The following is a 25,325-nucleotide window of genomic DNA, read 5'->3' on the forward strand; positions in this document are numbered from 1 at the left end:
GAATGAGCAAATGAGTGAACAAGGGTCGGTGTACCGGCGCCCTCATTCACTCATCCGCTTATTGACTCAGTAAAAAATTAAACGTAGTTGTTCAGCATCACCGGCATCACCAGCATCAGGATGCTTTCGTTGTCGTCCGGGGTGGTGGGCATCAGCAGACCCGCGCGGTTGGGCGTGCTCAGCTCCAGGGTGATTTCCTCAGAGTCGATGTTGGACAGCATCTCGGCCAGGAAGCGGGCATTAAAGCCGATTTCCATGTCCTCGCCGTCGTACTGGCAGGCCAGCCGCTCGTTGGCTTCGTTCGAGAAGTCGAGGTCCTCGGCCGAGATAGTCAGCTCGGAGCCGGCCAGCCGCAGGCGCACCTGATGGGTGGTCTTGTTGGAGTAGATGCTGATGCGCTTCACCGAGTTCAGGAAGTCGGCGCGGCTGATGATGAGACGGTTCGGGTTGCTGACCGGAATCACGTTCTCGTAGTCGGGGTACCGCTCGTCGATCAGGCGGCACACGAGGCGCATCTGGTTGAAGCTGAAAAAGGCATTGGAGCCGTTGAACTCGACGCGCACGGGCGTGGCCTCGGACGGCAGGGCGCTCTTGAGCAGATTAAAGGCCTTGCGGGGAATAATCAGGTTGGCCGACTGCCCGGCGCCCACGTCGGAGCGGCGGTAGCGCAGCAGGCGGTGGCCGTCGGTGGCTACGAACGTAATCTGGTTGTCGGCCAGCTGCACCAGGATGCCGGTCATGGCCGGGCGCAGCTCGTCGGTGCTGACGGCGAAGATGGTTTTGTTGATAGCCCGGGACAAGGACGACGACGGCAGCTCAATCGGAGCCGAGCCTTTCACGACCGGCACGCGGGGAAAGTCGGTGGCATTCTCGCCGGCCAGCTTGTAGCGGCCGTTCGAGGAGCTGATTTCGATGGTGTAGGTTTCCTCGTCCAGGGTGAAGGTTACGGGCTGGTCGGGCAGGTTTTTGAGCGTGTCGAGCAGGATGCGGGCCGGGGCAGCAATGCGGCCGGCTTCGCGGGCTTCCACGGGCAGCTCGGTAATCATGCTGGTCTCCAGGTCGGAGGCCGTAATCGTCAGCTTGCCGTCCTCGATTTCAAAGAGAAAGTTCTCCAGAATCGGCACTACGGGGTTATTCGTAACCACGCCGTTGATGCTCTGGAGCTGCTTGAGCAAGGCGGAAGACGAGACGATGAACTTCATAGAGAATGGGGTTGTCGGGCGTTTTTGAGAAGAGGACAAAGATAGGAAACGGCAACGGGGTTTTCTAGCGCCTGCCCTGGGCAGAATCAGGGATGAAAACTTGCGCTGAACGAGTGTATATTAGGCCCGGTGCTTTGTTTTACTCGTACTCAAAGCGGCTCCGCAGCGAGGTGCGCCGTTATCCTTCTCTATCCTATCCGTCATGCTGATAAAGAAAACCCTCGGCTTAACGCTTCTCCTATCTGTTGGCTTCAGCTTTCAGAACTGCGACTTCTGCAACTGTCCCAAGCTTGAGGGGGAATACATGGACCTTCAGGCCATGAGCGCCTTCAACTATAAGAAGCGGGGTGAGTGCTGCGCCGAGGTAGCCGCGGCCGGTGACCGGGTCGCCCTGGCCGACCACCATCTGGGCGTGCGCTTCGCAGTCACGTACTATTCAGCCGTGCCGGCACCGGCGCGCCGGGCTTCCTGGTCGCTCATGAATTCGGCCCTAGCTTGTGACTGTATTGATAATGGCTATATGGGCTCGAAGGAGCGGGTGCAGGAGTTCACCGTCACGACCATCAACGACTTTGACGCCCAGCACCTGGCCAACGACACCCTCAACGATCTGCTGCAGATTCAGTTGTCGCCTACCGATATCCGCGATCTGACGACGCATCTGAAAAATGACACGTCGCGCACCCGCAATATCGGCAGCAGCTACACGCTGAGGCTGAAGAAGAAGCCCGCGTTAAATCCCGAGTTCAGAGTCCGAGTCAAGGTGCGGCTAGACAATGGCGAGACCTACAGCTCCGACACAACGCCGGTAGTGCTGCAGTAAAAGTCACCGGGGAGAGCTCCCGTATAATCGAAGTAGCGCTTTGATCGGAACGGACCCGACTACTCCGTCCGGAACGAGGCGTACCGGCGGCGGCGCAGCCAGGCCCGCACCAGACCAAAGCCGCCGAGCAAAGCCAGGGGCAGCATCAGGTTCAGCGCCTGCCACTTGGTACGCTCGGCCAGGATCCGGATTTTGTCGAGGGGCCGTAGGGTAATCTGCTTGCCCCGCACGGCAATCAGGCCGGTTTCGTCAAGCATGTAGTCTACGGCATTGAGCACCAATTCCCGGTTGGCAAACTCGGTGTTGGCCATCCGGTCGAAGCCCAGGCGGTAGGGGTTGCCGGTTTTGGGGTCGACCTCGTTGCGGATAAAGTCCCCATCCGAAATCACCAGCACCTTGCCGGGCCGGGCATCGGCGGCCGCGGCGGGCTGAAACTGAGTGGTGCCGGGTCGGGCGCGGTTGGCATACAGGGAGCGGAACTGCCCTTCGAGCAGGTAGCCCACGGGCAGGAACCGCTGTTTATAAACCTTTGGGTCTGGCGCCAGGCGGGCGTCGTTGAAGTTGATGGGCACCGGCGCGGGCAGCACCCGGGCGTAGCGCGAGGTAAACATCAGCGGGGTCTTGCGGATGCCGGCCGCCTTGACCGTGTCAATTGAGCTGATGAACTTGGTGTAGACCGCGTCGAGGTTGCGGGTGACGGGGTGCTGGCTGAAGGTGTTGATGAGCGGGTAGAACTGCCACTGCATCGGCTCCACGTTGGGCTTGTCGCCGAGCGTACCGGTCACCATCGGAATTACGCCCGAGTTCAAATCCAGAATCAGGTCCCCGTTCAGGCGAACGCCGTAGCGGAACAGCAGGTCGTCGAGGTTGAGCTCGTAGGGAAAAGCCAGCGAAGCACCGGCCCGGGCCGTCGAGTCCAGGCTCACGCGCATGGGGTCCACAAAAAACAGCGCCTTGCCCCCACGGGTCACGTACTGGTCGAGCTCAAACTTCTCGGGCTCCGAGTATGCCTCCGTGGGCTTGGCAATGATGATGGCGCTGAGCTTGGCCAGGTCCTGGGGGCGGGTCCGGCTCAGGTTTACCCGGTACACGCTGTAGTACTGGCTGAGGGAGTTAATCAGGTCGTAGGCCTGTACGTTGGTCAGCTCGTTGTGGCCTTCCACCACGCCGATCAGCTTGCGCTGCCCGGGCACCAGCTTGCGGATCGTGCTGGCCAGCTCGTATTCCAGTCCCTCGATGCTCTGGTTGAGGCGCACCTCGGCCGGAGCCGCCTGGTTGCCGCGCAGCAGCAGCACCTGCTTTTCCTGATTACCCAGGGCCACGGTGGCCCAGGGAAAGATAATTTTCTCACTGCGCTTTCCATTCTCGGAAGCGGCCAGGTTGGTGGGCCGCAGCCCTTTCTTGAGCAGCGTTTCGTAAAAGGCGTTGCGCTCTTTTTCCGTGGAAGCCGCCGAAGGGTCGACGAACACATAGTGCAGGTTACGCCCGCCGTAGACCTGCATTTCATTTAGGGTTTCGCGGACGCTCTGCTGCAGGCGCCGGAACGCGGGCGGAAAATCCCCGGCCAGGTACACCGTGACCGTGACCGGCTCGGGCAGGTTCTGCAGCAGCTGCTTGGTGGCCGGGGCCATGGTGTAGCGCTTCTCTTCCGTCAGGTCCAGCCGGAAAAAGAACAGGCTGCCCACAAGGTTGAGAACTACCAGCCCAAGTAGCAGCAGGCCAAAGCGGGTCAGGTCCCGCTGTTTGCGGGAAGTAGTCGGGATGGTAGGTTGTTCAGTATCGGTCATGTGGTGGTGAGAGCACCTTTCAATTTGTGGCGGCATAATGGAAGGTTATGCCGACTGTTTCCCTCGCCGTTAACCGAGCCGCAAGACGCAGCTACCGGCGAGGGTAGTTAATGATACGTTACTTTACCAGCAGGCGGCGCACCGTTTCAGCCGATCCGGCCTGAACACGCAGCAGGTAGACACCCGGCACGACGCCGGTAAGATCCAGCTCCTGCCGCAGGCCCTCGCCGGTCAGCCCCACCGGATAGGCGCGCACCACCCGGTTCAGGACGTCGGTCAGGGTAACCGTTATCTGACTGACGCCGGAAAGCGCGGGCAGCTGCACCGTTACCCGGCCCGGGGCCGGATTGGGGAACACGCTCAGGCCGGCCAGGGAGGATGCCGCGGTAGTCGCCAGCATCAGGTCGTTCAGGGTAGCCACGTAAGCAACCGTGCCCCGGGCCGGCGGCATCCCAACCGGCCCGGTTACGCTATACGAATCGAAGCTGGCTATCGGCTGCACGCTACCCGCCACCAGCACGCTCGTTCCCTGCACGGCCAGGTCGCCGGCAAAGTCACTCCACTCCCCACCAGCACGCTTGGCCCACTCGAAGCGCCCGGTGCTGCCGGCATTTAAAAGACGGGCTACGAACACATCAGCACCGCCCTGCAGGCGCAGGGTAGTGGAGCCGAAGTCGATGGTACTGCTCGTAAAATTACCGGCTACGTACACGTACGGCCCAAGTACCTGTAGGCCGGTTACGCTTTCCGGGTTTTGTCCCCCGGCCCGCTGGGCCCAGGTAAAGCTGCCACTACTGCCGCCATCGGTGAGCTTGGCCACAAAGATATCGGAGTTGATTCCCGCCGTAGCCAGGTTCGTCGAGCCAAAGTCAGCTGTAGGCCCCTGAAACGAGCCGGCAACGTAGACGTTGGCCGCATTAACCGCTAAGCCCCCTACCTCGTCGTACGCCGGCCCGCCGGCCCGTTGCACCCAGTTGAAATTCCCGCTGGTGCCGGTGTCGGTCAGCTTGGCTACATAGATGTCGACCCCACCCGCTGACGATACCGCCGCTGAGCCGAAGCTGCTGGGAGCGGAGTTAAACGTTCCTGCCACGTAGATGCTCGTGCCACTCACAGCCAGGGAGGTGGCATCTTCATAGTTTGTCCCCCGGGCCTGCTGCACCCAGTCCAGGCTGTTGCCGGCACCCGAGTCGGAAAGGCGGGCCACAAACATATCCATTGTATTGACGGGTCCTGAATTGGTTACCACGCTGCCGCCCAGGTCCAGGGCAGGGCTCCAGAAGCTGCCGGCTACGTACACCCGGGTGCCTTGAACCGCCAAAGCCGTAGCCTCGTCGTCGCTGGTGCCGCCCAGGCCCCGGGCCCAGGTAAAGCTGCCGGTAGCGCCGTTGTCGGTAAGCTTGGCTACGAATCCATCCTTGTTGCCCTGGGAAGTCAGCGAGAAGGGGCCAAATCCGGCTAAGCCGCTGAAATGACCACAGATATAGATAGTAGACCCGCTCACCGCCAGGCCATTGACTTTACCCATAAAGGCCCCGGTAATCAGCTGAGCCCACTCAAAGCGGCTGGCAGAGGTGTTCCACTTCGCCACGTACATCCCGGAGCTGACGCTGCCGTTGGCCGTCAGGCTGGTGCTGCCGAACTGGACGGTTCCGCTGATCTGCCCGGCCAGATACACGTTGCCGCTGGCATCGGCCGCCAGCGCCTGGACCACGGAGCCATTCCCAATCGTCTGGCTGGTGGTGGCCAGGGCACTCCAGTTTGGAGCCTGAGCGTACGCCCCGTTGGCCAGCAACACCATGACCAGCAGGCTAAAAAGGCTGCAAGACGAAAAGCGTAGAGTAGTTCTCATAGGGTGGCCGCTAAGGGTGATATTAGTTATGATCAGGTGTAAGGCACTTCCTAGGCCGGCCAAAACCCTGTTCTGCAAAGGCCCGCCTAAATGTAAGCAAAGCATTTACTGAGCTTAGCGGGGTTGTAACTGACGCCAAGCAGGCTGCCGCGCTACCAGTTGCGGCTTTGCAGCACCAGCCTGGTAGCCAGCAGCAGCCCGGCAATCAGAGTCAGAAAATACGCCAGGTCGCGGGAGTCAACAAGGCCCTTGCTGATGTCGCGGTAATGGGCCGCAATACCCAGCTGACTGATGTAGTAGGCTGGTCCCCCGTCGAACACCGAGGACAGTGAATCGAAGCCGGAGTACACCACAAAGCAGCCCACTACCGCTACCAGAAACGCAATGATCTGGTCCCGGGTGAGGGCCGAGGCAAACACGCCAATGGCCGCAAACACCGCCGCCAGCAGCGCCAGGCCAAGGTAAGAGCCGACGGTGGCGGCCGAGTCGATGTTGCCGACCGGGTTGCCGAGCTGGTACACCGAGTAGTAGTAAAGCAGCGTGGGCACCAGCGCCAGCAGGGCCAGCAGCAGGCAGGCCAGGTACTTACCGCCCAGAATCTGCCCGTCGGTGAGCGGACGGGTGAGCAGCAGCTCAATGGTGCCGGCCTTTTTCTCCTCGGCAAACGTGCGCATGGTGATGGCCGGAATCAGAAACAGGAAAATCCAGGGTGCCATGTTGAACAGCGTCTGCAGGTCGGAGTAGCCGTAGTCGAGCACGCTGCTGTCGGGAAACACCCACACGAACAGGCCCGTGGCCACCAGAAACACCCCGATAACCACGTAGGCGACCGGGGAGCTTAGAAAGGCGTTGAATTCTTTGCGAAGAATGGCAAGCATTTATACGAATGTGCTGATGTGATAAATGGGCCGACCGGCCGGTTACGGCCCCCAGGCCAGGTCAAGCATTCACTTATTTGGTTAAATCCTGAAACACCTGCTCCAACGAGCGTTCCTCCTGGCGCAGACCCAGCAGAATCCAGTCCTGCTGGGCGGCCAGGCGGGAGATGGAAGCGCGCAGGTCGGGGCCGGCGGCCCGGATCCGGTACCGGTTGCCGGCCTCAGCTTCCACGCCCAGGATGCCCGGCAACGCCAGCAGCGGCGCTACGTCGATGGGCTGCTCGAACTCGGCCCGGATCAGGGTCTCCCCTGTGGCGCCGGCGCCCAGCTCACTGACCGGCGAGTCGGCCACAATCCGGCCGCGGTTGATAATGACCACCCGGCTGCACAAGGCCGTAACCTCGGGCAGAATGTGGGTGGAGAAGATGACAGTTTTGTCCTGCCCTACTTCCCGGATCAGACTGCGGATTTCGCCGATCTGGTTGGGGTCGAGGCCGGTGGTGGGCTCGTCGAGAATCAGCACGCCGGGGTCGTGGATGAGGGCCTGGGCCAGACCCACGCGCTGCCGGTAGCCTTTTGAGAGGGCCCCGATCTGCTTGTTCTGCTCCCGCCCCAGCCCTACGCGGTCAACCATCTCGGCCACCCGCTGCCGGCGGGCGGGCCCTTTCAGCCCGTGCACCGAGCCGATGAATTCCAGGTACTCATGCACGTACATGTCCAGGTAGAGCGGGTTGTGTTCGGGCAGGTAGCCTACCCGACGCCGCACTTCCAGCGGATCGGCCAGTACGTCGAACCCGTCCACCGTTACTGTGCCCGCCGAGGGCGGCAGGTAGCCGGTGGCAATCTTCATCGTCGTGGACTTACCTGCTCCGTTCGGACCCAGAAAGCCCAGGATTTCACCCTTTCCCACGGTAAAGGACACGTCGTTCACCGCCGCCTGGCTGCCGAATGTTTTGGTCAGATGCTGAATTTCAACCATTTGACTGTTGGAGGTTGATTGTTGATTGCTTGTTGTTGATTGTTGGTGGGGTTAAAGCAATCAGCAAGTAATGATCAACAGATAACTACTACTTTTTAGGCTGGAGCGGGCGCAGCTCCAGGTCTACGACGTGAAAATTGAACGGCGTTTCGATGGCGTAGAGAATGGCACCGGCAATGTCGTGGGGTTGCATCATCGAGCTGTTGGCCTCGATGCCGGGAATATCATCGAAGAAGTTGGTCTGCACTGAGCCGGGATAGATGCAGGTCACCTTAATGCCGTGGGACCGAACTTCCTTGAAGATGGCTTCCGAGAAGCCCCGCACCGCAAACTTGGTAGCGCAGTAGCCCGCCATCTTCTCAATTCCGGTTTTGCCGGCAATAGAAGCAATGTTGACGATGTGGCCCAGCTGCTGCTGCTTCATCTGCGGGAGCACGGCCCGGGTGCAGTAAAAGGTGCCGTGCACGTTGGTGTCGAACATCGTGTGCCAGTCGTCCGACGAAAACCCGTCCACTTCCCCGGCTATTCCCAGTCCGGCGTTGTTGACCAGCCCGTGGATTTCGGCGCCGAGTTCCCGCTGGGTGTTTACCAGGGCTTCCTGCACCGCCGCCTCGCTGCGCACGTCGCACTCAAAAAACTGAAACCGCTCATGCGTCAGCTCCGGCTTGGTGCGCCCCCAGCCGGCAACCAGGGCGCCCTTCGCCAGCAGCGCCTCGGCCGTAGCCAGGCCGATTCCTTTGCTGACGCCCGTCAGAATCACTATCTTGCCCGTCAGGTCCATGCTGAAGTTTCGTTTTACAATGGCTATTTGGCCGCAAGGTAACTGCCCCCGGCGGCTTTTTGGTATGCTGCTGGGCGCGGCGGGGTCCCTGCTGCTGCCCGGCTGCGGCGAAGGCCACGAAACCGACTGCCTGATGAGCACCGGCACGGTCGTGACCGAGCAGCGGGCCCTACCGGCCTTCACGACTATCTACGCGTACGACAACGTCGACGTGACGTTGGTGCAGGATCAGCTGTTCTACGCCGAGGTGCGGGCCGGCAAAAACCTGCAGTCCAGCATCGAGCTGACCACCCAGGGCGACGAGCTGACCATTCATAATACCAGCCGCTGCAACTGGGTGCGGACCTACAACACGCCCCGGGAAGTGACGCTGCACGTGCCCGACCTGCGCAACGTGTTTCTGAAAGGACAGGGCCACGTGCGTACCGCCGGCAACTTCCGCGCCGACACCATCTTCTTTCACCTCGTGGGCGCCGGTGACTACGACCTTGACCTGACCAGCCGCTACCTCTGGCTCGACCAGTACGAAGTCGGTGACATAGCCGTGCGGGGCAGTGCCCAGGAGCTGAACCTGACCGTCGGTGGCAACGGCAGCCTGCGCGGAACCGGCCTGCGCGTGCGGGATCTGTACTTCCACCTCACCAAAGACAGCGGCGGCGACGCTTCCGTGACGGCGACCAACGTACTGGCCGGCCGGCACAATGGCATCGGCACCCTGTACTACGCCGGCAGCCCTGCCCAGACCAGCATCACGCTGGGCCCGAGGGGCAAAGTTGTAAAGCGGGATTAAGCGCTTAGACGCAAGAAGTACCCGACATCAGAATGAGTCTGAGTTCTGTTTTCCGCTAAATATCCCCGAGCTGGGGCCGGATTAGCAGCTCCTCCAGCACCGCCAGCGGCGAGAGGGAATAGGCGCTGAAGATGGCGTCGGCGACGTCGGAGGCCTTGACGAACCGCTCTTCCGGCAAACCCGCACCCTCCCAGCTGGCGGTATAGGTGGCCCCGGGCAGCACGGACGTAACGCGCAGGCCGTGCTCCTTAAGCTCCTCGCGCAGCACTTTGGCCATGCCATAGAGCGCAAACTTGGCAATGCAGTAGGAGCCCCCGTTGGGATACGCCATCAGGCTGGCCGTGGAGCACATCATGAAGATATGGCCCTGCCGCCGCTCAATCATCCCCGGCAGCAGCGCCTGGGTTACGTCGTAGGCACTGTAGAGATTTACGTCAATCATCTGTCGCAGCTGGGAGCCGTCGGCGGGCTCGTCCTGCAGCCGGCCCGGCACAAAGGCCCCGGTGTTGTTGACCAGCACGTCGACGGGCTTGCCCAGATTCCGTACATACTCCGTAAACCGAACCGCGTCCGGGCGCTGGCTGAGGTCGGCAGGCAGGGTGTACATTTCGGCGCCGGGAACTTCGGCCCCCAGCTCGGTGGCAAGCGCCTGCAGGTCGGCAGCCGAGCGGGCGCAGGTGACGACCCCGAACCCGGCCCGGGCGAAGCGAAATACGATGGCCCGCCCAATGCCTTTGGTGCCACCCGTGACGACGATATATTTTTTCATTCCTTTGATTGTTGAAACGGAGTTTACGTAAGTAAGCCCAACTGTGCGGAGCCGCTCCATCGACCGGCAAACCAGCCCCCAAGTTTCCGCATTTCTTTTCTGTTTCGCTTTTTATGGTCAAAACCTTCGGCGAATTCCTGCTTTTCATGCAGGGTATGCTCTTTCGCAAAGAGCGTTTTACGGTGCTCTGGCAGCGCACCCTCGACGAAGCCATCCTGATTGGGATAGATTCGGTCTTTATCGTCGCCATCGTCAGCGCCTTTATCGGGGCCGTAACCTGCGTCCAGATTGCCTATAACCTCGTCAACCCCCTCATTCCAAAGTCCACCATCGGCTTTATGGTGCGGGAAATGACCATTCTGGAGCTGGCGCCCACCATCACCAGCATCGTGCTGGCCGGCAAGGTGGGCTCCAGCATTGCCGGCGGCCTGGGCACGATGCGCATCACCGAGCAGGTGGATGCGCTGGAGGTGATGGGCATCAACTCGGCTTCCTACCTGGTGCTGCCCAAGATCGTGGCGGCCATGATGATGTTTCCGCTGCTCGTGATTCTGGCCATGGTCCTGTCCATCACGGGCGGCTACCTGGCCGGTACGCTGTCCGGGGCCATGTCGGCTCAGGAGTACATCGAGGGCATCCGCTCCGATTTTGTGCCTTATAACATTGCCTTTGCGTTGATTAAATCGGTGGTATTTGCCTTTCTGGTGTCGGCCATTTCCTCTTATAAAGGCTATTTCACCAAGGGTGGGGCCCTGGAGGTGGGCGCCGCCAGCACAGCCGCCGTTACCAATTCCATCATCGCCATCCTGCTGGCCGACTACGTGCTGGCCGCCCTACTCCTTTAGCAGCTGCAAGCTGTAAGCTGCAAGCCTCAAGCTATACCAGATGTAGCAGTAAGCTTGCAGCTTGTAGCTTGGGGCTTGTAGCTCCTCACTATCATGATTGAAGTTCATAACGTTCAGAAGTCGTTCAACGGCAACCCCGTGCTGAAGGGCATCACCTGCCGGTTTGAAACCGGGAAGTGCAACCTGCTGCTGGGGGGCTCGGGCACGGGCAAAAGCGTGCTGCTGCAATGCATCGTCGGCTTGATGAAGCCCGACCTGGGCAGCATCACCTTCGATGGCCTGGTGTTTACCAACAACAAAGTCGACATCAAGCAGGACATCCGCCGCAAGATCGGGATGCTGTTTCAGGGCGGGGCCCTGTTCGACTCGATGACCGTGTACGAAAACACCGAGTTTCCCCTGAAGATGCTCACCCCCGACATGAGCCGCGAGGAGCGGCGCGACCGGGTGGAGTTCTGCCTTAAGCGCGTAGGCCTGGAAAACGCGGGCACCAAGATGCCTTCCGAAATTTCGGGCGGTATGAAAAAGCGCGTCGGCATTGCGCGGGCCATTGCGCCCAACTGCACCTACCTGTTTTGCGACGAGCCCAACTCCGGCCTTGACCCCGCCACCTCCATCAAGATTGACGAGCTGATTCACGAAATCACCCACGAGTACGGCATCACCACCGTCGTCATCACCCACGACATGAACTCGGTGGTGGAAATAGGGGACCACATCATCTACCTGCACAAGGGCCTCAAGCTCTGGGACGGCACCAAGGAAGAAATCCTGAATACCACGGTGCCCGAGCTTAAGGAATTTATCTTCAGCAGCAGCCTGGTGCGGGCCGCCAAGAAGGTGGACGAAGAAACCGAGGGCGGCCTGGCTGCTATTGTGGAAGTAGCTCCGGAGAAAGACGCCTGACCCCGTCTGTTGCTGATCCGGCAACAAAAAGCCCCGTCTGAGCTCAGACGGGGCTTTTTGTTGCTTTCGACTACGACTGCACTTCCGTACGCAGGCTGGCCAGATGAGCCAGGTGGTGGCGTCCGTGCCAGGCGTAGAGGACCAGGGCTTCGTCCAGCCGGACCGACCGCTGCATGTCGGGGTGGTAGAAGGTGCGCTGCCACTGCTCTTCCGTCAGGTGCCAGAGCAGGTTGGTCCAGCGCACGTGCAGCGCCTCCAGCAGACTCAACGACACCGTAATGGGGGTAGCAGCTACATCAGGCAGGTTGGCCCAGGCCGCCTCGTCGTAGGGCTTGATGGTGGGGTTTTCCTCGGTCAGCGCCAGTCGAAAGCGGGTATAGGAGTTCAGGTGGGAATCGGCCAGGTGGTGAATAACCTGGCGCCCGTTCCAGCCCCCGGGCCGGTACGGGCGCTCCAGCCCTACCCCGCCCACCGATTGGGCCATGGCCATTACCTGAGCGGGCAGGTCGGCAACCTGCTGAATGAGGGGTGCCCGCTCGGCTGCCGGGAGAGGCTGCGCAGGCAGCTGGGCGCGGCCAATGGGAAAGCTGAGGGAAGTTTCGGACATAAAAGGTGAATGCTAAGTGTCGATTAGTAAGTGAAGGCAGGGTCTGCTGCGGCCCTGACCCGACGGCTAAGTAACGACCAACTGCCCACAATCAACAAGCAGCAGCCCCCAACCCACAAAAAAGCCGCTCCCTGGGTAGAGAGCGGCTCATTCGTGTGGTAACGTCAGCTTATCCGTTGCGCTTGTTAAGCTCGTCCCGGATTTTGGCAGCCTTCTCGTAGTCTTCCTTTTCCAGGGCCTGGGCCAGCATCTTGGTCAGCTCGTCGAGCGAAACCTGCCCGCTAGGCTCCGGGGTGCTCGGGGCCGGAGCGTCCGGGTTGGTGTCGTCGTCCTCGTCGTCCTCGTCGTCTTCGTCCGAGTCGTCGGCATTCTCGTCGAGGTCACTTAGAATGATACCGGCTTCGCTCAGCACGCTTTCCACCGTGAAGATGGGCACGCCGAAACGCAGGCCGATGGCAATGGCGTCGGAGGGGCGGGCGTCAAGCTCGAAGGTCGTAGCTCCGTCGGAGCAGACAATTTTCGAGTAGAACACACCTTCCTTCAGATCGGAAATCAGCACTTCCAGAATGGCAACGTGCACGTGCTCGGCAAACGACTTGAACAGGTCGTGGGTCAGCGGCCGGTTCGGACTGATCTTCTCGATCTGAATGGCAATGCTCTGGGCCTCAAACATGCCAATGATGATGGGCAGGCGACGGTTGCCGGACTTCTCCCCCAGAATGAGGGCAAAGGAGCCGGACTGCGACTGGCTGGACGAAAGCCCTAGTATTTCGAGCTGTATTTTTTTCAAGGGTCTTGGGGACTTAGCTTCCGCTTTCCTGCGGTTGGGGTCTTTGGGACGTTCTCACTGGCCTTCTACTACGTGCAAAGAAAGCAAAGGCTGCCGGCCGAAAGGCGAATCCGGTAAAATAATCAGGGACCCGGACGCCAATGGCGTACCGCCACGGGTCCAGGTCCCTAATTAAAAGCAAACTAGCTCAATTCCTTGACGGCCTGCGTGAGCTTGGGCAGGACCTCAAATACGTCGCCCACGATGCCGTAGTCGGCCGCTTTGAAGAATGGGGCCTCCGGATCCTTGTTGATGACCACAATCACCTTCGACGAGTTTACGCCGGCCAGGTGCTGGATGGCGCCCGAGATGCCGCAGGCAATGTACAGGTTCGGCGACACGGTGATGCCGGTCTGGCCCACGTGCTCGTGGTGAGGGCGCCAGTCGACGTCCGAAACCGGCTTCGAGCAGGCTGTAGCCGCGCCCAGGGCCTTGGCCAGGTCCTCGATCAGGTTCCAGTTCTCGGGGCCTTTCATGCCGCGGCCACCCGATACCACGCGGTCAGCCTCGGGCAGCAGTACGCCACCGGCCTGGTCCTGCATGATAACCTGCTTGGGCGCGTCGGTGAAGTCAGCGTCGGACAAGCCGGCGGAGAAGCTCTCTACCTGAGCGGTCTGCCCGGCGTTGTGGAGGGCTTCAATGCTGTTTTTCTTGACGGCAATGATTTTCCGGTCGCCGGTCAGGACTACGTCGGCAAAGGCCTTGCCCGAGAAGGCGCCGCGCTTTACCGTAAAGCTGCCGCCATTGATTTTGGGCAGCTCCACCACGTTGGTAGCCAGGCTGGCCTTCAGGCGCACCGACAGGCGGGAGCCGACGGCCGCACCGATGTTGGAGTTGGCCAGCACCAGCAGCTGCGCGCCTTCCTTTTCGGCGGCCGCGGCAATAAGCTTGGTGTAGGCGCTATTGACGAAGTCCTTCAGGCGGGGCTCGGCATCGTAGAGCACTTTGCTGATACCCTGCTCGCCCAGGCTGGCCAGGCTGGCTTCCGAGGCCTCCCCCACCGCAACGGCGGTAGCGGTGGTACCCAGCAGCTGGGCTACCTGGCTTCCGTACGAAGCTACTTCAAGCGAAGACTTCTTTACTTCGCCATTATCACATTCAACAACTACGAGAACAGACATGCTTTCTTTAATTAGTAATTGATAATTAGATGACTTTGGCTTCGTTGCGGAGCAGGCGGATCAGGTCCCCGGCCGACTCGGCGGGAATCAGCTTCACGCCTTGCTTCTTGGGGGGCAGCGCGTACTCGGCTACCTCGGTGCGGGCACCTTCGCCCATGGGCTCCACCACCTTCAGCGGCTTGGTGCGGGCCGTCATGATGCCGCGCATGTTCGGGATGCGGGGCTCGCACATCGGCTGCTGGCACGAGGCCACGAACGGGGCCGAAACCTCCACGATTTCCTTACCGCCTTCGATTTCGCGCTCAAGCGTAGCAGTGCTACCGCTCATGTCGAGCTTCATGGCCGGGGCCACGGTCGGAATGCCGAGCAGCTCGCCCACCATGCCGTGCACCTGGAAGCCGTTGTAGTCGATGCTTTCCTTACCCATCAGGATTACCTCGTAGCCGCCTTCCTTGGCGACGGCCGCAATCTGCTGGGCCACGAAGTAAGCATCAGTAGGCTTGGCGTTGACGCGGATGGCGTCGTCGGCGCCGATGGCCAGGGCTTTGCGGATGTTGGGCTCGGTGTCAGCCTCGCCCACGTTTAGCACCGTGACGGTGCCGCTGCCCTGCTGTTCTTTCAGCTCGATGGCACGCGTGAGGGCGTACTCATCCCAGGGGTTGATAACGAACTGGACTCCGGCCTTGTTGAACTCCTTGTTATCGGGCGTGAAGGTGATTTTGGTAGTCGTGTCGGGCACGTTGCTGATGCAAACGAGAAACTTCATCGATGGCGGCTTGGATGGACAAAAAGTGTGGGAAAGCCCCTAATTTCGGGCGAAGATACAGAAAACTCCCTCTAATGGAAACCGCCCCCAGCCGCCTGCAGCAACTGCTGAGCTTCTACGCCGAAGACCCGAATGACCCGTTCACAATCTACGCGTTGGCGATGGAATACCGGCCCACCGAGCCGCAGCGGGCCCTGGAGTTTTACCAAAAGCTGCTTACCGAGCACCCCGACTACGTGGGCACCTACTACCACGCGGGCAAGCTGCTCGAGCAGCTACAAAAGCCGGAAGAAGCCGAAAAGGTTTACCGTACCGGACTAGTTGTGTGCCGCCGGGCCGGGCAGCGCCATGCCGGAGCCGAAGTTCAGCAGGCGCTGAATCAACTGCTGGGCCTTGATTTTGAGGACGAGTGAGGTGCGGCAAATAATCTATTCACCTGCTCAATAGCCTGCCAGGCATCTGGAGCCCAGCCGTCGGCGCCCACGGCCTGCCAGAGCTGGGGGTCCGCATTGAAGGGCGCCCCACCTACTACGATCTTCACGTCAGCCCGTGCGGGATCTTCCTGGCGGGCACTAATAAGCTCCCGCACGGCGGCCACGTGGTGGCTCATGGAGGCTCCCACGATGATAAGGTCGGCGTTATACGCTACCGTGGCCGACCATACGCTCTCGGCCGGCGTGCTGGCCCCCAGGAAGTAAGACTCCCACCCTTCTGCTTCCAGAAAGTCGCTGACGATACGCACGGGCATGCCGTGCAGGTCGCCCGCCAGCGTGGTTGCGACCAGCCGGCGCCCGTTGCGGGGCACCTTCATCAGATACGGATGCAACTGGGCCATGGCCAGTTCGGTGGCCGCGGTGCAGTAGTGTTCCTGGGCTACACTGATTTTGCCCTGGTGCCAGAGCCGGCCTACTTCGCGCTGTACCGGCTGAAACACGCTGAGGTAGAGCTCGTGTACAGCGGTGCCGTCTTTGGCAGCGCGACGCATCAGCTTTAGCGCTGCAGCGCGCTGCCCGGCCAGCAGCAGATTGAGGTACTCGGCAGCCAGCGCACTAAGGCCAGGAGGCTTGGTTGGCTCAGCATCGGAGGTCCTGGGCAGGGGCTCACCCAGGGCCTGCATCACCTGCCGCAGGTAGTGGTCGGTCAGGGAATAGTCGCTGATGGGCAGGTGACGCCGCAGAATCTGCCGTAGGGCCGACAGCTGGGCCTGCAGCTCGACGTCGCGACCGTTCGAAGGCCCCGGGGCGAGGTAGCGGGCATGCTGAAAGTGAGCCTGCACCAGCGAAACGCTATCCATAAGAACCGAGTCGGCCAAAGGCTGTACGTGGCTGCGCAGCTCCTGCTCCAGGGCATATACTTTCGCCGGACGGGCTTCGTCCCCGAAGGGCAAAAACTGCACGTACAGCTTGGCAGCCGCATTGGCCAGCACGGCCGCCTGTTCGGCCAGAATTAACGTAACAGCTTGACGTTGTTGGGGAGTGGCAAGCATCAAAGGAAAACTCGGTACGCAGATAGGTAGTAGCGGAACTCGGGAGCGGGTGCGGCAAAAGTACAGGTTGCTGCCTTTTTCTACTGCGCTCAGGCAATTCAGCCTGCTTTACTGTCCTGCTCCGGGAATAGTTTTCGTGCACGGTATTTTATCGGCTGAGCCTAGGCCTCACCGCCACTTCTGTACCGGCAATGACCAAGTCCGATCGAATTATTCGGACCAACGGGTGCACGATCAGGATACAGATGAAACTGCTTGTTGCTTAGGCCGGATTACCTGGACTTCTGCAAGTAGTAAAGGATCGGTCGTCAGCCTGGTTAAGCGAAGGACAGAGGTAATCGGCCCGGATCCCGTAGCGGATATTATCAAGATTTTTTAACAGGTAAGCCAATGATTGTTAATTATATAAATACCAGTCAAGCGCCTTTTACACACGAAATCCGAACGAAATATCTTTGGTCACATCATCGTGTGATTGACGGGTCTGTTCGCTTTGCCTAATTTTGTCATATTCAATCACAATAAATTTCTACGATACAATGAATTCTTTCCTACGCTTCTCCGCTCTTTTCGCCCTGCTCGTTATTGGTCAACAAACCGTCAAGGCGCAGTCCCCGGTGCTGGCCAGCGCTGCTGAAGCAGTAGCCCCTACTGCTGAAACCCCAGCGGCTCCTACCGTTAGCGCTACGGAAGTAGCACAGCTCCGCGACCAGCTTCAGCAGCTCACGGCGGCCTACTCCCGCCTCGTCGCCGTCAGCAACCAGCAGGCCGACCACCTGCATCAGCTTGAAAAGACAGTGGCCAGCCAGTCGGCGGCTGTACCTACCCGACGCCGGCCGATGCTGGTGACTTTCAGCAAGGATTAAAAAAACTTTCCCCTTAGCGCAACCTGCCGCAGTTTTGCCCGTAAAAAACAGGTTTGTCTTATAACGGTCGAACTATATTTGCGTCCCTGCTGTCTGAGGGATATGCAAAAGACCATTCTGCTGGCACTCGCGACGCTGACCTGCGCCACGACCCGCACCTTGGCCCAAGACGCGGCCGACAATCAAAATGCGCCTTTCGTGCGCAACATCCGGCCCGATCGTCCCGGCATGACCATCACAACCAACATGCTGCGGCCCGGCCAGGTCCAGCTCGATGCCGGTGTCAACCGCGTTGATGCGTTGGTGGAAGGTGGCGCACGGCGCACCCTTTCTTCCGCTACTCTGCGGGTTGGCTTTTTCAACCACATTGAGCTTCGCGCCACGCAGAACTACCTGCAGCGCCTACCCGCTCTCGCTCCCGAAACCGGCGGCAACACCCGGCAGCAGCCTTCGGGCCTGGCTCCCCTGACCGTTGGTGCCAAGTTTCTGGCCTCCACCAATCAGGACGCCAAGTCGCAGGTGGTGATGCTGGCCGAGATGACGCTGCGCAACGGCGACTCGTCCTTCGTAAACAAAGTACTGGAGCCCGCCGCCCGGGTGCTGATTTCTCAGCAGATCGGGGAGCGGTACGGTCTGGAAGCAAACCTGGGCTTCCGGCAGCGGGGCTTTAAGGCAGCCGACACCAAAGTAGGTACCTACCTTACTACGGTAGCTCTGAACGGCCCCATCAGCGCAAACACTGGTTTCTTTGCCGAGGCCTACTCCACCTTTCAGCGCGACCAGGGAGCCCGGCCGGGCGTAACGACCGGCCTTTACTGGCGCCCGATTCCCGGCATCCGCTTCGACGTGACTGCCGGACAGGGAATGGGCAAGAACGGCACGGGCTTTACTGCCGGTGCCGGCCTGAGCCTCCGGTTAGGGGGTAACAAGTAATAAAGCGTAGTAGCGCAACCCGAGTATCCTGTATGCAATAAAAGAAGGCACCTGAAGCTATTCAGGTGCCTTCTTTTATTATGGATTACCAAAGCGCTGTGCTAGGGCCGCGGGGTTACGGCAGCTTCAAGCACCAGCCGGCTGGGCGTTTGGGTGCCGGCCACAATACCGGCGGCTCCCCGGGCAACGCCCGCGACTACGGCCGTCATGTTGGGAAAATCCAGGCTGCTGATTTCATCTTTCACGGAGTGATAAAGCTTATCCGTGGGAATCTGGTCGGTGCTGATGGAGTGAGCCGGTACCCCGTAGCGGGCCAGCGTGGCGTTGTCGGAGCGCAGAAACAGGTTCTGGGCCGGATACGGGTCGGGCTCGAAGCGGAAGGGCGACCCCTGGACGCCGGCCTGCAGGATCTTGCCGAAGTCCGACTTTTCGTACCCGGTGATAAACGCCGTGTTGGGTCCGAACTTCGACATCTTGCCGATCATCTCAATATTGAACATGGCTACTACCTGGGCCGGGTTGATCTGGGTGGCGAAGTGGCGGGAGCCGAAGCCACCCATTTCCTCGGCCGTAAAGGCCACGAAAATGAGGGTCCGCTGGTTGTCCTTACGCTTGCCGAAGTACTCGGCCAGGGCAACTACGGCGGCCGTTCCACTGGCATCATCGTCGGCCCCGTTGGCAATGGAGTCACCGGCTACGGGCGGTAGTATTCCGATATGGTCGTAGTGGGCCGAGAAGATAACCTGCTCGGCCGCGCGGGTCGGGTCCTTGCCCGGCAGCACACCCACCACGTTGCGAATTTCGGTGGCTTTGGTCGCGGCATTGGCTGCAACCCGGAATTTTGCATTGGCCATAGGCCCGGCCATCTGCACCAGCACCGTTGAGAAAGGCTGCACTTTCTCGGCCCGCCAGGGACCACCTTTTGCCAGGTAGGCTGCCGTACGCTTGAAAGCCGCCGCGTGGGCCGGGTCGACAAGCACCATCGTGTTTTCCGAGGGGCGCAGCAGGGACCGGATTTCACGGTCGTAGTTCGCGCCGGCCTCAATGACAACAACCCGCGGCCTGGGGTCGTCTTCGCTGGTCCAGTTCAGGTGGGGCTGGCTGGAAACCAGCAGGGCCTCCCCTTTCGGTATCGTCCGGCCGTTGATGGTAACATACAGCGCGGCCGGCGTGGACTGATACAGGGGAAATACCTGCTCGAAGCTGCCCTGCCCCGGTAGGGGCTGCAGACCCAGTTGCTGAAACTCAGCGGCCAGAAACTGCGCCGCCTTCTGACCACCGGCCTGCGTGGAAGCCCGGCCCTGCATGTCGTCGGCTGCCAGCGTCCGGGCCACGCGCTCTACCGTAGCAGCCGAAACCTGCGGCACGGCGGGCTTGGCATTCTTTTTCTGGGCTATTGCGCTACTGCTCAAATAGACCGAAAGGCAGATGAAAATGATTTTTTTCATGAACTAAGATACGAATCTTAGCCAGCTACAGATGTAGCTGACTGCCAAGCTTCCGCATTTCTTATTAGAGCCGCTGAAATATCCACTTACCCAGAGGAGCTACTAGCAGCCCCATAACGGTGATTATCCTGCATTTGATGCATTTGGGCGGCAGCGCAAGCAAACCAGATAAACAGGCTTACTGAGCGGCCAGCAGCTGGAACGCAACAACCAGTTCCTGTTCAGTGCGGACGGCCGGGCCAGATAAAGCGGTAGGTTGCCCAGCCGTACTAATAGCCTGAAAAGACTTGTCCAGGCCGCGCCGACTCAGTTTCACCAGTTCGGCTTTTCCCGCCGACTCAGCAAACAGGTAGTACTCCGTTTTGTCGTCAATTTCATCGAAGCCCGATTGGGAGCTGTAGCCAACGGTGGCGGCGTCCCGATTAAAGCGGCGAACCTCTTTCCGGATGCGCTTCAGCAGCAGCAAACCGCGGCCCTCAGCCAGCACTTCAAAGTAATTGTCCACCACTTTCCCTTCGTGCAGAAAGGCGCAGCGCCGGAACAGATGGTCTGCCGGCTGGCCCTGGGGCCCAAGGGCTACGTTGCGCAAGGTGAACTCTTTGACCTGCCCGAACCCCACAATAATGGAGTCGTTGGGCTTGCGGATGGCCAGCAGATTATTGCCCAGCACATCATACTTAACCGGCACGTTCGGAATAAGCTGGTTGTTTTGCAGGCGCAGATCTGCTTTTTGCCAACCCGGCAGCAGATAGGGACTGCCCTTCACGCCTTTGTACTGATGGTTGAAGGTAAGGTAGGTGTCGTTATTGGTGGCAGTGGCGGCCCGCAAGGCATCGACTGTCGTCTGTTCCTCGCGCAAAGTTACCGGAGCCTTCTGAGCCAGGCAGGGGGCCGCGCCTGTGAGGACGGCAGCGAGAAGAAAAGTCGAAAACCAGGGAGCAAAGCGTATCATAACGGAAGCAGTCAGGGCCTGACAGGAGTAAGTAGACCAGTGTAGTGCAGAGCCGGGCAGACAGTTTTAACCCGGATTGGGATGCACAGCAATTCAATGATACTAAATATTCCTGGTAAAGAGCAAATTGTGGACAGGCTGTACCTAAATTTATTTCCGGTCTTCCGCTAAAAGCAACTCCGCCAGCGGACACCCCCGCGGGGCGCCACTGGCGGAGCCTATTCGTTACGTTGCTGAACCTAACTCAGCGTGAGCACCAGGTCGTCGGCGTTGACCAGGGAGCCTTCGGTGAGCTGTACGCCCTGCACTGTGGTGTCGTCGGGGGCGGTAATGGTCGTTTCCATCTTCATGGCCTCGATGATGAACAGCGGGGAGTTGCGCTTCACCGGCTGTCCGTTCTTGACCAGTACCTTCGAGAGCATGCCCTGGAGCGGGGCGCCAATCTGGCGGGGGTTGGCTTTATCGACTTTCTGATTGCGCACGGTCTTTACTTCCACCGACCGGTCGCGCACTTCCAGGTTGCGGGTCTGGCCGTTGAAAGAGAAGAATACCGTGCGGCAGCCGTCGGCGTTAGCCTCGCCCACCGAGCGGAGCTTGACGATTACCGACTTGCCCCGGGCAATGTCGATGATGGTTTCCTCGCCCGGCTTGAGGCCGTAGAAGAACACGCGGGTAGGCACCAGCGACACGTCGCCGTACTGCTGGAAGTGGGCCCAGTACTGCTCAAACACCTTGGGGTAGAGCAGGTAGCTGAGCAGGTCGGTAAACTTGACACCCGCGCCGAACTTCGCTTCAAACTGCTTCCACTCCTTTTTAAAGTCGATGGGCTTGAGGTGCTCGTTGGGCCGGTCGGTGAAGGGCTTCTCATCCTTGAGAATCAGCTTCTGCAGCTTTTCCGGCCACCCGCCCTCGGGCTGACCGATGTCGCCGCGGAACAAACTCTGCACCGATTCCGGAAAGCTCAGGGTCTGCCCTTTTTCCAGCACGTCCTCCGTGGTCAGGTTATTCGACACCATGAACAGGGCCATGTCGCCGACTACCTTGGAAGAGGGTGTCACCTTCACGATGTCGCCAAACAGCTCGTTTACTTCAGCAAACGTCTTCTTGACCTGCTCGAACTTCTCCCCGAGGCCCAGTGCCGCGGCCTGGGGCCGCAGGTTGGAGTACTGCCCGCCGGGAATCTCGTGCTGAAACACCTCCGACGTGCCGGCCTTGAGGCCTGACTCGAACGGGTAGTAGTACTCCCGGATGGTTTCCCAGTAGTTGGAGAAGTCGTTGAGGCTTTCCTGGTCGAACTCGCGGTGCCGGGGCGTGCCACGGAACATTTCCACCGTGGAGTTGAAGTTAGGCTGGGAGGTCAGGCCCGACAACGAGCCCATGGCCACGTCAATGACGTTGACGCCGGCTTCCACAGCCTTGAGATAAGTAGCGGGCTGCAGCGACGAGGTGTCGTGGGTGTGCAGATGAATCGGGATTTTGACCGTCTCGCGCAAAGCCGTAATCAGCTCGGTGGCGGCGTAGGGCTTGAGCAGACCGGCCATGTCCTTGATGCAGAGGATGTGGGCCCCGGCGTCCTCAACCTGCTTGGCCAGGCGCAGGTAGTAGTCGAGCGAGTATTTCTGATTGCGCTTCGGGTCCAGGATGTCGCCGGTGTAGCAGATGCTAGCTTCGGCCAGGCCCTTGGTTTTTTTGCGCACGAAGTTGATGCAGGACTCCATGCCCGGCATCCAGTTCAGGGAGTCAAAGATGCGGAAGATGTCGACGCCGGTTTCCCAGGCCTGCTGCACAAACCGCTCGGTGAGGTTATCCGGATAGGCTTTGTAGCCCACGCCGTTGGCACCCCGGATCAGCATCTGGAGCAGGATGTTGGGCACGGCCTCCCGGATCTTGGCCAGTCGCTCCCAGGGGTCTTCGTGCAGAAAGCGCAGGGCCACGTCAAACGTGGCGCCGCCCCACACTTCCATCGAGAAGGTCTGCGGATGCATCTTGGCGTAGCGCTCGGCCACCTTCAGCATATCGAACGTACGCATGCGGGTGGCCAGCAGGCTCTGGTGCGCGTCGCGGAACGTGGTGTCGGTGTAGTGAATCAGCGGGTCCTCGCGCAGCCACTTGGCAAAGCCTTCGGGGCCCAGCTCGGTGAGCTTGTCCTTGGTGCCGGGCTGGTAGGGCATAGCCGGGTCGAGAACCGGCAGGATGGGTTTGCGCAGCTCTTTCTTCGGATCAAGCAGGCCCTTCACATCGGGGTTGCCGTTGACGATAATGTCGCCCACGAAGCCCAGAATCTTAGTACCCCGGTCCTGCCGGGCCTTGAACTTGAACAGCTCTGCGTGGTCCTTGATGAAGTCGACGTTGGCTTTGCCGCCCACGAACTCGGGGTGGGCAATGATGTTCTGCAGAAACTGAATGTTGGTGCGCACTCCGCGAATCCGGAACTCGTCGAGTGTGCGGGCCATCTTGGAGGCGGCTCCTTCCAGCGTGGGCGCGTGGGCCGACACTTTCACGAGCAGCGAGTCGAAGAAGGGGGAAATCTTGGCGCCCTGGTAGACCGAGCCCTGGTCGAGGCGGATGCCGAAGCCCCCGGCCGAGCGGTAGGCCACGATGGTGCCGTAGTCGGGCTTGAAGTCGTTTTCGGGGTCTTCGGTTGTAATGCGGCACTGAATGGCGTAGCCGGTCTTCATGGGTCGGCCGCCCACTTCCAGCCCAATTTCCGGGTCGGTGAGGCGGGCGCCGGAGGCAATGTGAATTTGGGTTTTGATCAGGTCAATGCCTGTTATCATCTCCGTCACGGTGTGCTCCACCTGGATGCGGGGATTCACCTCGATAAAGTAGATCCGGTCCAGCTCGGGGTTGACCAGAAATTCCACCGTGCCCACGTTGTTGTAGTTCACGGCCCGGCCCAGACGCAGCGCGTACTCATATAAGAGGTGGCGCATGTGGTCGGGCAGGTTAAGCGACGGGGCCACTTCCACCACTTTCTGGTAGCGGCGCTGCACCGAGCAGTCCCGCTCGTAGAGGTGCACGATGTTGCCGTAGGTGTCGGCCACGAGCTGCACCTCGATGTGCTTGGGGTTCTCCACGAACTTCTCCAGGAACACGGTATCGTCGCCAAAGGCCTTGAGGGCCTCGTTGCGGGCTTCAAAGAAGCCCCGCTCCAGCTGCTCGTCGTCGCGGATAACGCGCATGCCCCGTCCGCCGCCACCGGAAGCCGCCTTGAGCATCACGGGGTAGCCGATGCGGTTGGCTTCCCGTTGGGCCGTCTCGAAGTCGTTCAGGTCCTCGATGCTGCTCTCGATGATCGGCACCTGGCACTGCACGGCCACCTTCTTGGCGGCCACTTTGTCGCCCAGGGCTTCCATTACCTCGGGCCGGGGCCCTACGAACACAATGCCTTCCTCGGCGCAGCGGCGGGCCAGGGTCGCGTTTTCCGACAGAAAGCCGTAGCCGGGGTGAATGGCGTCGGCCCCGTTTTCCCGGGCTACCCGCAGGATGGCCTCGATATCGAGGTAGGGCTTGAGCGGGTCGTCGTCGCGGCCGATCTGATAGGCTTCGTCGGCTTTGTAGCGGTGCAGCGAGTAGCGGTCCTCGTAGGTGTAGATGGCCACGGTGGGAATGCCCAGCTCGGTGGCGGCCCGGAGCACCCGGATGGCAATTTCGCCGCGGTTGGCGACCAGCAACTTGCGAATGTTCATAGCGAAGGGAAAGCGGGTAGGCGTTGGATGGGAGTTTGAGGTCGGAAAGCTAGGAAAAAGGGGCGGCAAACGAGCAGAACCACAGCAGCGAATTTTTGCTAAACGCTATAATTCGCGCCCACCTTATTCTCCGTTACGCGCATTTAGGTTACAATATATAAACCTTGCCCCGGCCCGGGAGTTGTCTTCTCACACCTCGACAATTCCCACCGGATGGACTTTGCGCAAAAAAATATATTTCTCGTCGGCGCTTCGTCCGGCATTGGCCTGGCTACGGCTGAGCTGCTGAGCAAGCTGGGCGCCAACCTGTTCACGGCTTCGCGCCACCTCTCGCCCGAACTGGCCGCGCTGAACACCACCCACCTGCTCCTTGACGCCACCCAGCCCCTGGCCGCCGACGCGCTCAATCCTCTCCCGGAAATCCTGCACGGCGTGGTGTACTGCCCGGGCAGCATCAAGCTGAGGCCCTTCGAGCGAATTCCGCTGGACGACTTCCGCGCCGACTTCGAGCTGAACGTGCTGGGCGCGGTGCAGGTGCTGCAGGCGAGCATGAAGCGGCTGAAAAAGGCCGAGGACGCGTCGGTGGTGTTGTTCAGCACGGTAGCCGCCACGACGGGCATGAGCTTTCACACCAGCATTGCCACCGCCAAAGCCGCCGTGGAAGGCCTGACCCGGGCCCTGGCCGCCGAGTACGCCGGCGCGGGCATCCGCATCAATGCCATTGCCCCTTCCCTGACCGATACGCCCCTGGCCGCACCCTTGCTCAACACGCCCGAAAAAGCCGAAGCCGGGGCCAAGCGCCATCCGTTGCAGCGCGTGGGCCAGCCCCGGGACCTGGCGTACATGGCTACGTTTCTGCTTTCCGACCACAGCAGCTTTATCACCGGACAGGTAATGCCGGTAGACGGGGGCCTGTCGAATCTGAAATAGTTGTTGGGGTCTTGGAGGTTGAGGTTTTAGGGTCTTGGGGTCTCAGGAGCTTGGCTGTTATTGAATCGTCATCCTGAGGCGCCAGC

General features: G+C 60.3%; 23 protein-coding genes. 8 read left to right on the forward strand and 15 right to left on the reverse strand.

From position 1 onward, the window contains the following. Positions 1-77: 77 nt before the first annotated feature. On the reverse strand, positions 78-1,202 hold the full coding sequence (gene dnaN / locus LJY25_RS02315; protein ID WP_227606606.1) for a DNA polymerase III subunit beta: 1,125 nt from the start codon (positions 1,200-1,202) through the stop codon (positions 78-80). Between the two features lie 304 nt (positions 1,203-1,506). Here dnaN and LJY25_RS02320 point away from each other — a divergent pair, with 304 nt between their 5' ends. Next, positions 1,507-2,025 carry a hypothetical protein gene (locus LJY25_RS02320; RefSeq protein ID WP_227606607.1) on the forward strand — a complete coding sequence of 173 codons (519 nt, stop codon included), beginning with the start codon at positions 1,507-1,509 and terminating at the stop codon, positions 2,023-2,025. Positions 2,026-2,084: 59 nt separating this feature from the next. On the opposite strand, the gene gldG is transcribed toward LJY25_RS02320, so the two are convergent. The 5 genes from gldG to LJY25_RS02345 all read right to left on the reverse strand — a co-directional run bounded on the left by gldG (position 2,085) and on the right by LJY25_RS02345 (position 8,302). Next, the gene (gene gldG / locus LJY25_RS02325; protein ID WP_227606608.1) at positions 2,085-3,812 is read right to left on the reverse strand and encodes a gliding motility-associated ABC transporter substrate-binding protein GldG; all 1,728 of its coding nucleotides are present in this window, start codon (positions 3,810-3,812) and stop codon (positions 2,085-2,087) included. 118 nt (positions 3,813-3,930) lie between these two features. Next, positions 3,931-5,664: a T9SS type A sorting domain-containing protein gene (locus LJY25_RS02330; protein WP_227606609.1), complete on the reverse strand. Its 1,734-nt coding sequence runs from the start codon at positions 5,662-5,664 to the stop codon at positions 3,931-3,933. A gap of 152 nt (positions 5,665-5,816) precedes the next feature. Continuing rightward, on the reverse strand, positions 5,817-6,542 hold the full coding sequence (gldF, locus tag LJY25_RS02335; protein WP_227606610.1) for a gliding motility-associated ABC transporter permease subunit GldF: 726 nt from the start codon (positions 6,540-6,542) through the stop codon (positions 5,817-5,819). Positions 6,543-6,615: 73 nt separating this feature from the next. Then, on the reverse strand, positions 6,616-7,521 hold the full coding sequence (gldA, locus tag LJY25_RS02340; RefSeq protein WP_227606611.1) for a gliding motility-associated ABC transporter ATP-binding subunit GldA: 906 nt from the start codon (positions 7,519-7,521) through the stop codon (positions 6,616-6,618). 88 nt (positions 7,522-7,609) lie between these two features. Next, positions 7,610-8,302: an SDR family oxidoreductase gene (locus LJY25_RS02345; protein ID WP_227606612.1), complete on the reverse strand. Its 693-nt coding sequence runs from the start codon at positions 8,300-8,302 to the stop codon at positions 7,610-7,612. 64 nt (positions 8,303-8,366) lie between these two features. Here LJY25_RS02345 and LJY25_RS02350 point away from each other — a divergent pair, with 64 nt between their 5' ends. Continuing rightward, positions 8,367-9,092, forward strand: coding sequence for a GIN domain-containing protein (locus tag LJY25_RS02350; protein WP_227606613.1), 726 nt, complete (start codon positions 8,367-8,369; stop codon positions 9,090-9,092). A gap of 55 nt (positions 9,093-9,147) precedes the next feature. Here the strand turns inward: LJY25_RS02350 and LJY25_RS02355 are convergent, their stop codons facing one another. Continuing rightward, positions 9,148-9,861: an SDR family oxidoreductase gene (locus tag LJY25_RS02355; protein ID WP_227606614.1), complete on the reverse strand. Its 714-nt coding sequence runs from the start codon at positions 9,859-9,861 to the stop codon at positions 9,148-9,150. A gap of 113 nt (positions 9,862-9,974) precedes the next feature. Here LJY25_RS02355 and LJY25_RS02360 point away from each other — a divergent pair, with 113 nt between their 5' ends. Further along, positions 9,975-10,706 (forward strand): MlaE family ABC transporter permease, encoded by a 732-nt coding sequence (locus tag LJY25_RS02360; protein ID WP_227606615.1) that lies wholly within the window; start codon positions 9,975-9,977, stop codon positions 10,704-10,706. 93 nt (positions 10,707-10,799) lie between these two features. After that, a complete protein-coding gene (locus tag LJY25_RS02365) occupies positions 10,800-11,612 on the forward strand; it encodes an ABC transporter ATP-binding protein (protein ID WP_227606616.1) in 813 nt (270 codons plus the stop codon). Positions 11,613-11,682: 70 nt separating this feature from the next. Here LJY25_RS02365 and LJY25_RS02370 read toward each other — a convergent pair whose 3' ends face one another. The 4 genes from LJY25_RS02370 to LJY25_RS02385 form a co-directional block, all read right to left on the reverse strand. After that, positions 11,683-12,219, reverse strand: coding sequence for a YfiT family bacillithiol transferase (locus LJY25_RS02370; protein ID WP_227606617.1), 537 nt, complete (start codon positions 12,217-12,219; stop codon positions 11,683-11,685). Between the two features lie 169 nt (positions 12,220-12,388). Next, positions 12,389-13,009: a bifunctional nuclease family protein gene (locus tag LJY25_RS02375; protein WP_227606618.1), complete on the reverse strand. Its 621-nt coding sequence runs from the start codon at positions 13,007-13,009 to the stop codon at positions 12,389-12,391. 182 nt (positions 13,010-13,191) lie between these two features. Further along, the gene (locus LJY25_RS02380; RefSeq protein WP_227606619.1) at positions 13,192-14,169 is read right to left on the reverse strand and encodes an electron transfer flavoprotein subunit alpha/FixB family protein; all 978 of its coding nucleotides are present in this window, start codon (positions 14,167-14,169) and stop codon (positions 13,192-13,194) included. Positions 14,170-14,194: 25 nt separating this feature from the next. Beyond that, entirely contained in the window at positions 14,195-14,935 is a 741-nt protein-coding gene (locus LJY25_RS02385) for an electron transfer flavoprotein subunit beta/FixA family protein (RefSeq protein WP_227606620.1), read from the reverse strand. Between the two features lie 74 nt (positions 14,936-15,009). Here LJY25_RS02385 and LJY25_RS02390 point away from each other — a divergent pair, with 74 nt between their 5' ends. Then, positions 15,010-15,348 (forward strand): tetratricopeptide repeat protein, encoded by a 339-nt coding sequence (locus LJY25_RS02390; RefSeq protein WP_227606621.1) that lies wholly within the window; start codon positions 15,010-15,012, stop codon positions 15,346-15,348. On the opposite strand, the gene LJY25_RS02395 is transcribed toward LJY25_RS02390, so the two are convergent. Further along, a complete protein-coding gene (locus LJY25_RS02395) occupies positions 15,315-16,421 on the reverse strand; it encodes a cobalamin B12-binding domain-containing protein (protein WP_227606622.1) in 1,107 nt (368 codons plus the stop codon). The two genes, LJY25_RS02390 and LJY25_RS02395, sit on opposite strands and share 34 nt — an antisense overlap. A gap of 539 nt (positions 16,422-16,960) precedes the next feature. Here LJY25_RS02395 and LJY25_RS02400 point away from each other — a divergent pair. Both LJY25_RS02400 and LJY25_RS02405 read left to right on the forward strand, forming a co-directional pair. Further along, a complete protein-coding gene (locus LJY25_RS02400) occupies positions 16,961-17,287 on the forward strand; it encodes a hypothetical protein (protein WP_227606623.1) in 327 nt (108 codons plus the stop codon). Positions 17,288-17,389: 102 nt separating this feature from the next. Continuing rightward, positions 17,390-18,220, forward strand: a complete 831-nt coding sequence (locus tag LJY25_RS02405; RefSeq protein WP_227606624.1) for a transporter — start codon at positions 17,390-17,392, stop codon at positions 18,218-18,220. 101 nt (positions 18,221-18,321) lie between these two features. On the opposite strand, the gene LJY25_RS02410 is transcribed toward LJY25_RS02405, so the two are convergent. From LJY25_RS02410 to LJY25_RS02420, 3 genes are all read right to left on the reverse strand, one after another. Further along, positions 18,322-19,668 carry a M20/M25/M40 family metallo-hydrolase gene (locus LJY25_RS02410; RefSeq protein WP_227606625.1) on the reverse strand — a complete coding sequence of 449 codons (1,347 nt, stop codon included), beginning with the start codon at positions 19,666-19,668 and terminating at the stop codon, positions 18,322-18,324. Positions 19,669-19,846: 178 nt separating this feature from the next. Next, on the reverse strand, positions 19,847-20,620 hold the full coding sequence (locus LJY25_RS02415; RefSeq protein ID WP_227606626.1) for a hypothetical protein: 774 nt from the start codon (positions 20,618-20,620) through the stop codon (positions 19,847-19,849). A 239-nt stretch (positions 20,621-20,859) separates the two neighbouring features. Further along, positions 20,860-24,309: a pyruvate carboxylase gene (locus LJY25_RS02420; protein WP_227606627.1), complete on the reverse strand. Its 3,450-nt coding sequence runs from the start codon at positions 24,307-24,309 to the stop codon at positions 20,860-20,862. 213 nt (positions 24,310-24,522) lie between these two features. Here LJY25_RS02420 and LJY25_RS02425 point away from each other — a divergent pair, with 213 nt between their 5' ends. Beyond that, on the forward strand, positions 24,523-25,239 hold the full coding sequence (locus LJY25_RS02425; protein WP_227606628.1) for an SDR family NAD(P)-dependent oxidoreductase: 717 nt from the start codon (positions 24,523-24,525) through the stop codon (positions 25,237-25,239). Positions 25,240-25,325: the final 86 nt, after the last annotated feature.

The sequence above is a fragment of the Hymenobacter translucens genome (genome assembly GCF_020685205.1).
In the GTDB taxonomy this organism is placed as follows: Bacteria; Bacteroidota; Bacteroidia; order Cytophagales; family Hymenobacteraceae; genus Hymenobacter; species Hymenobacter translucens.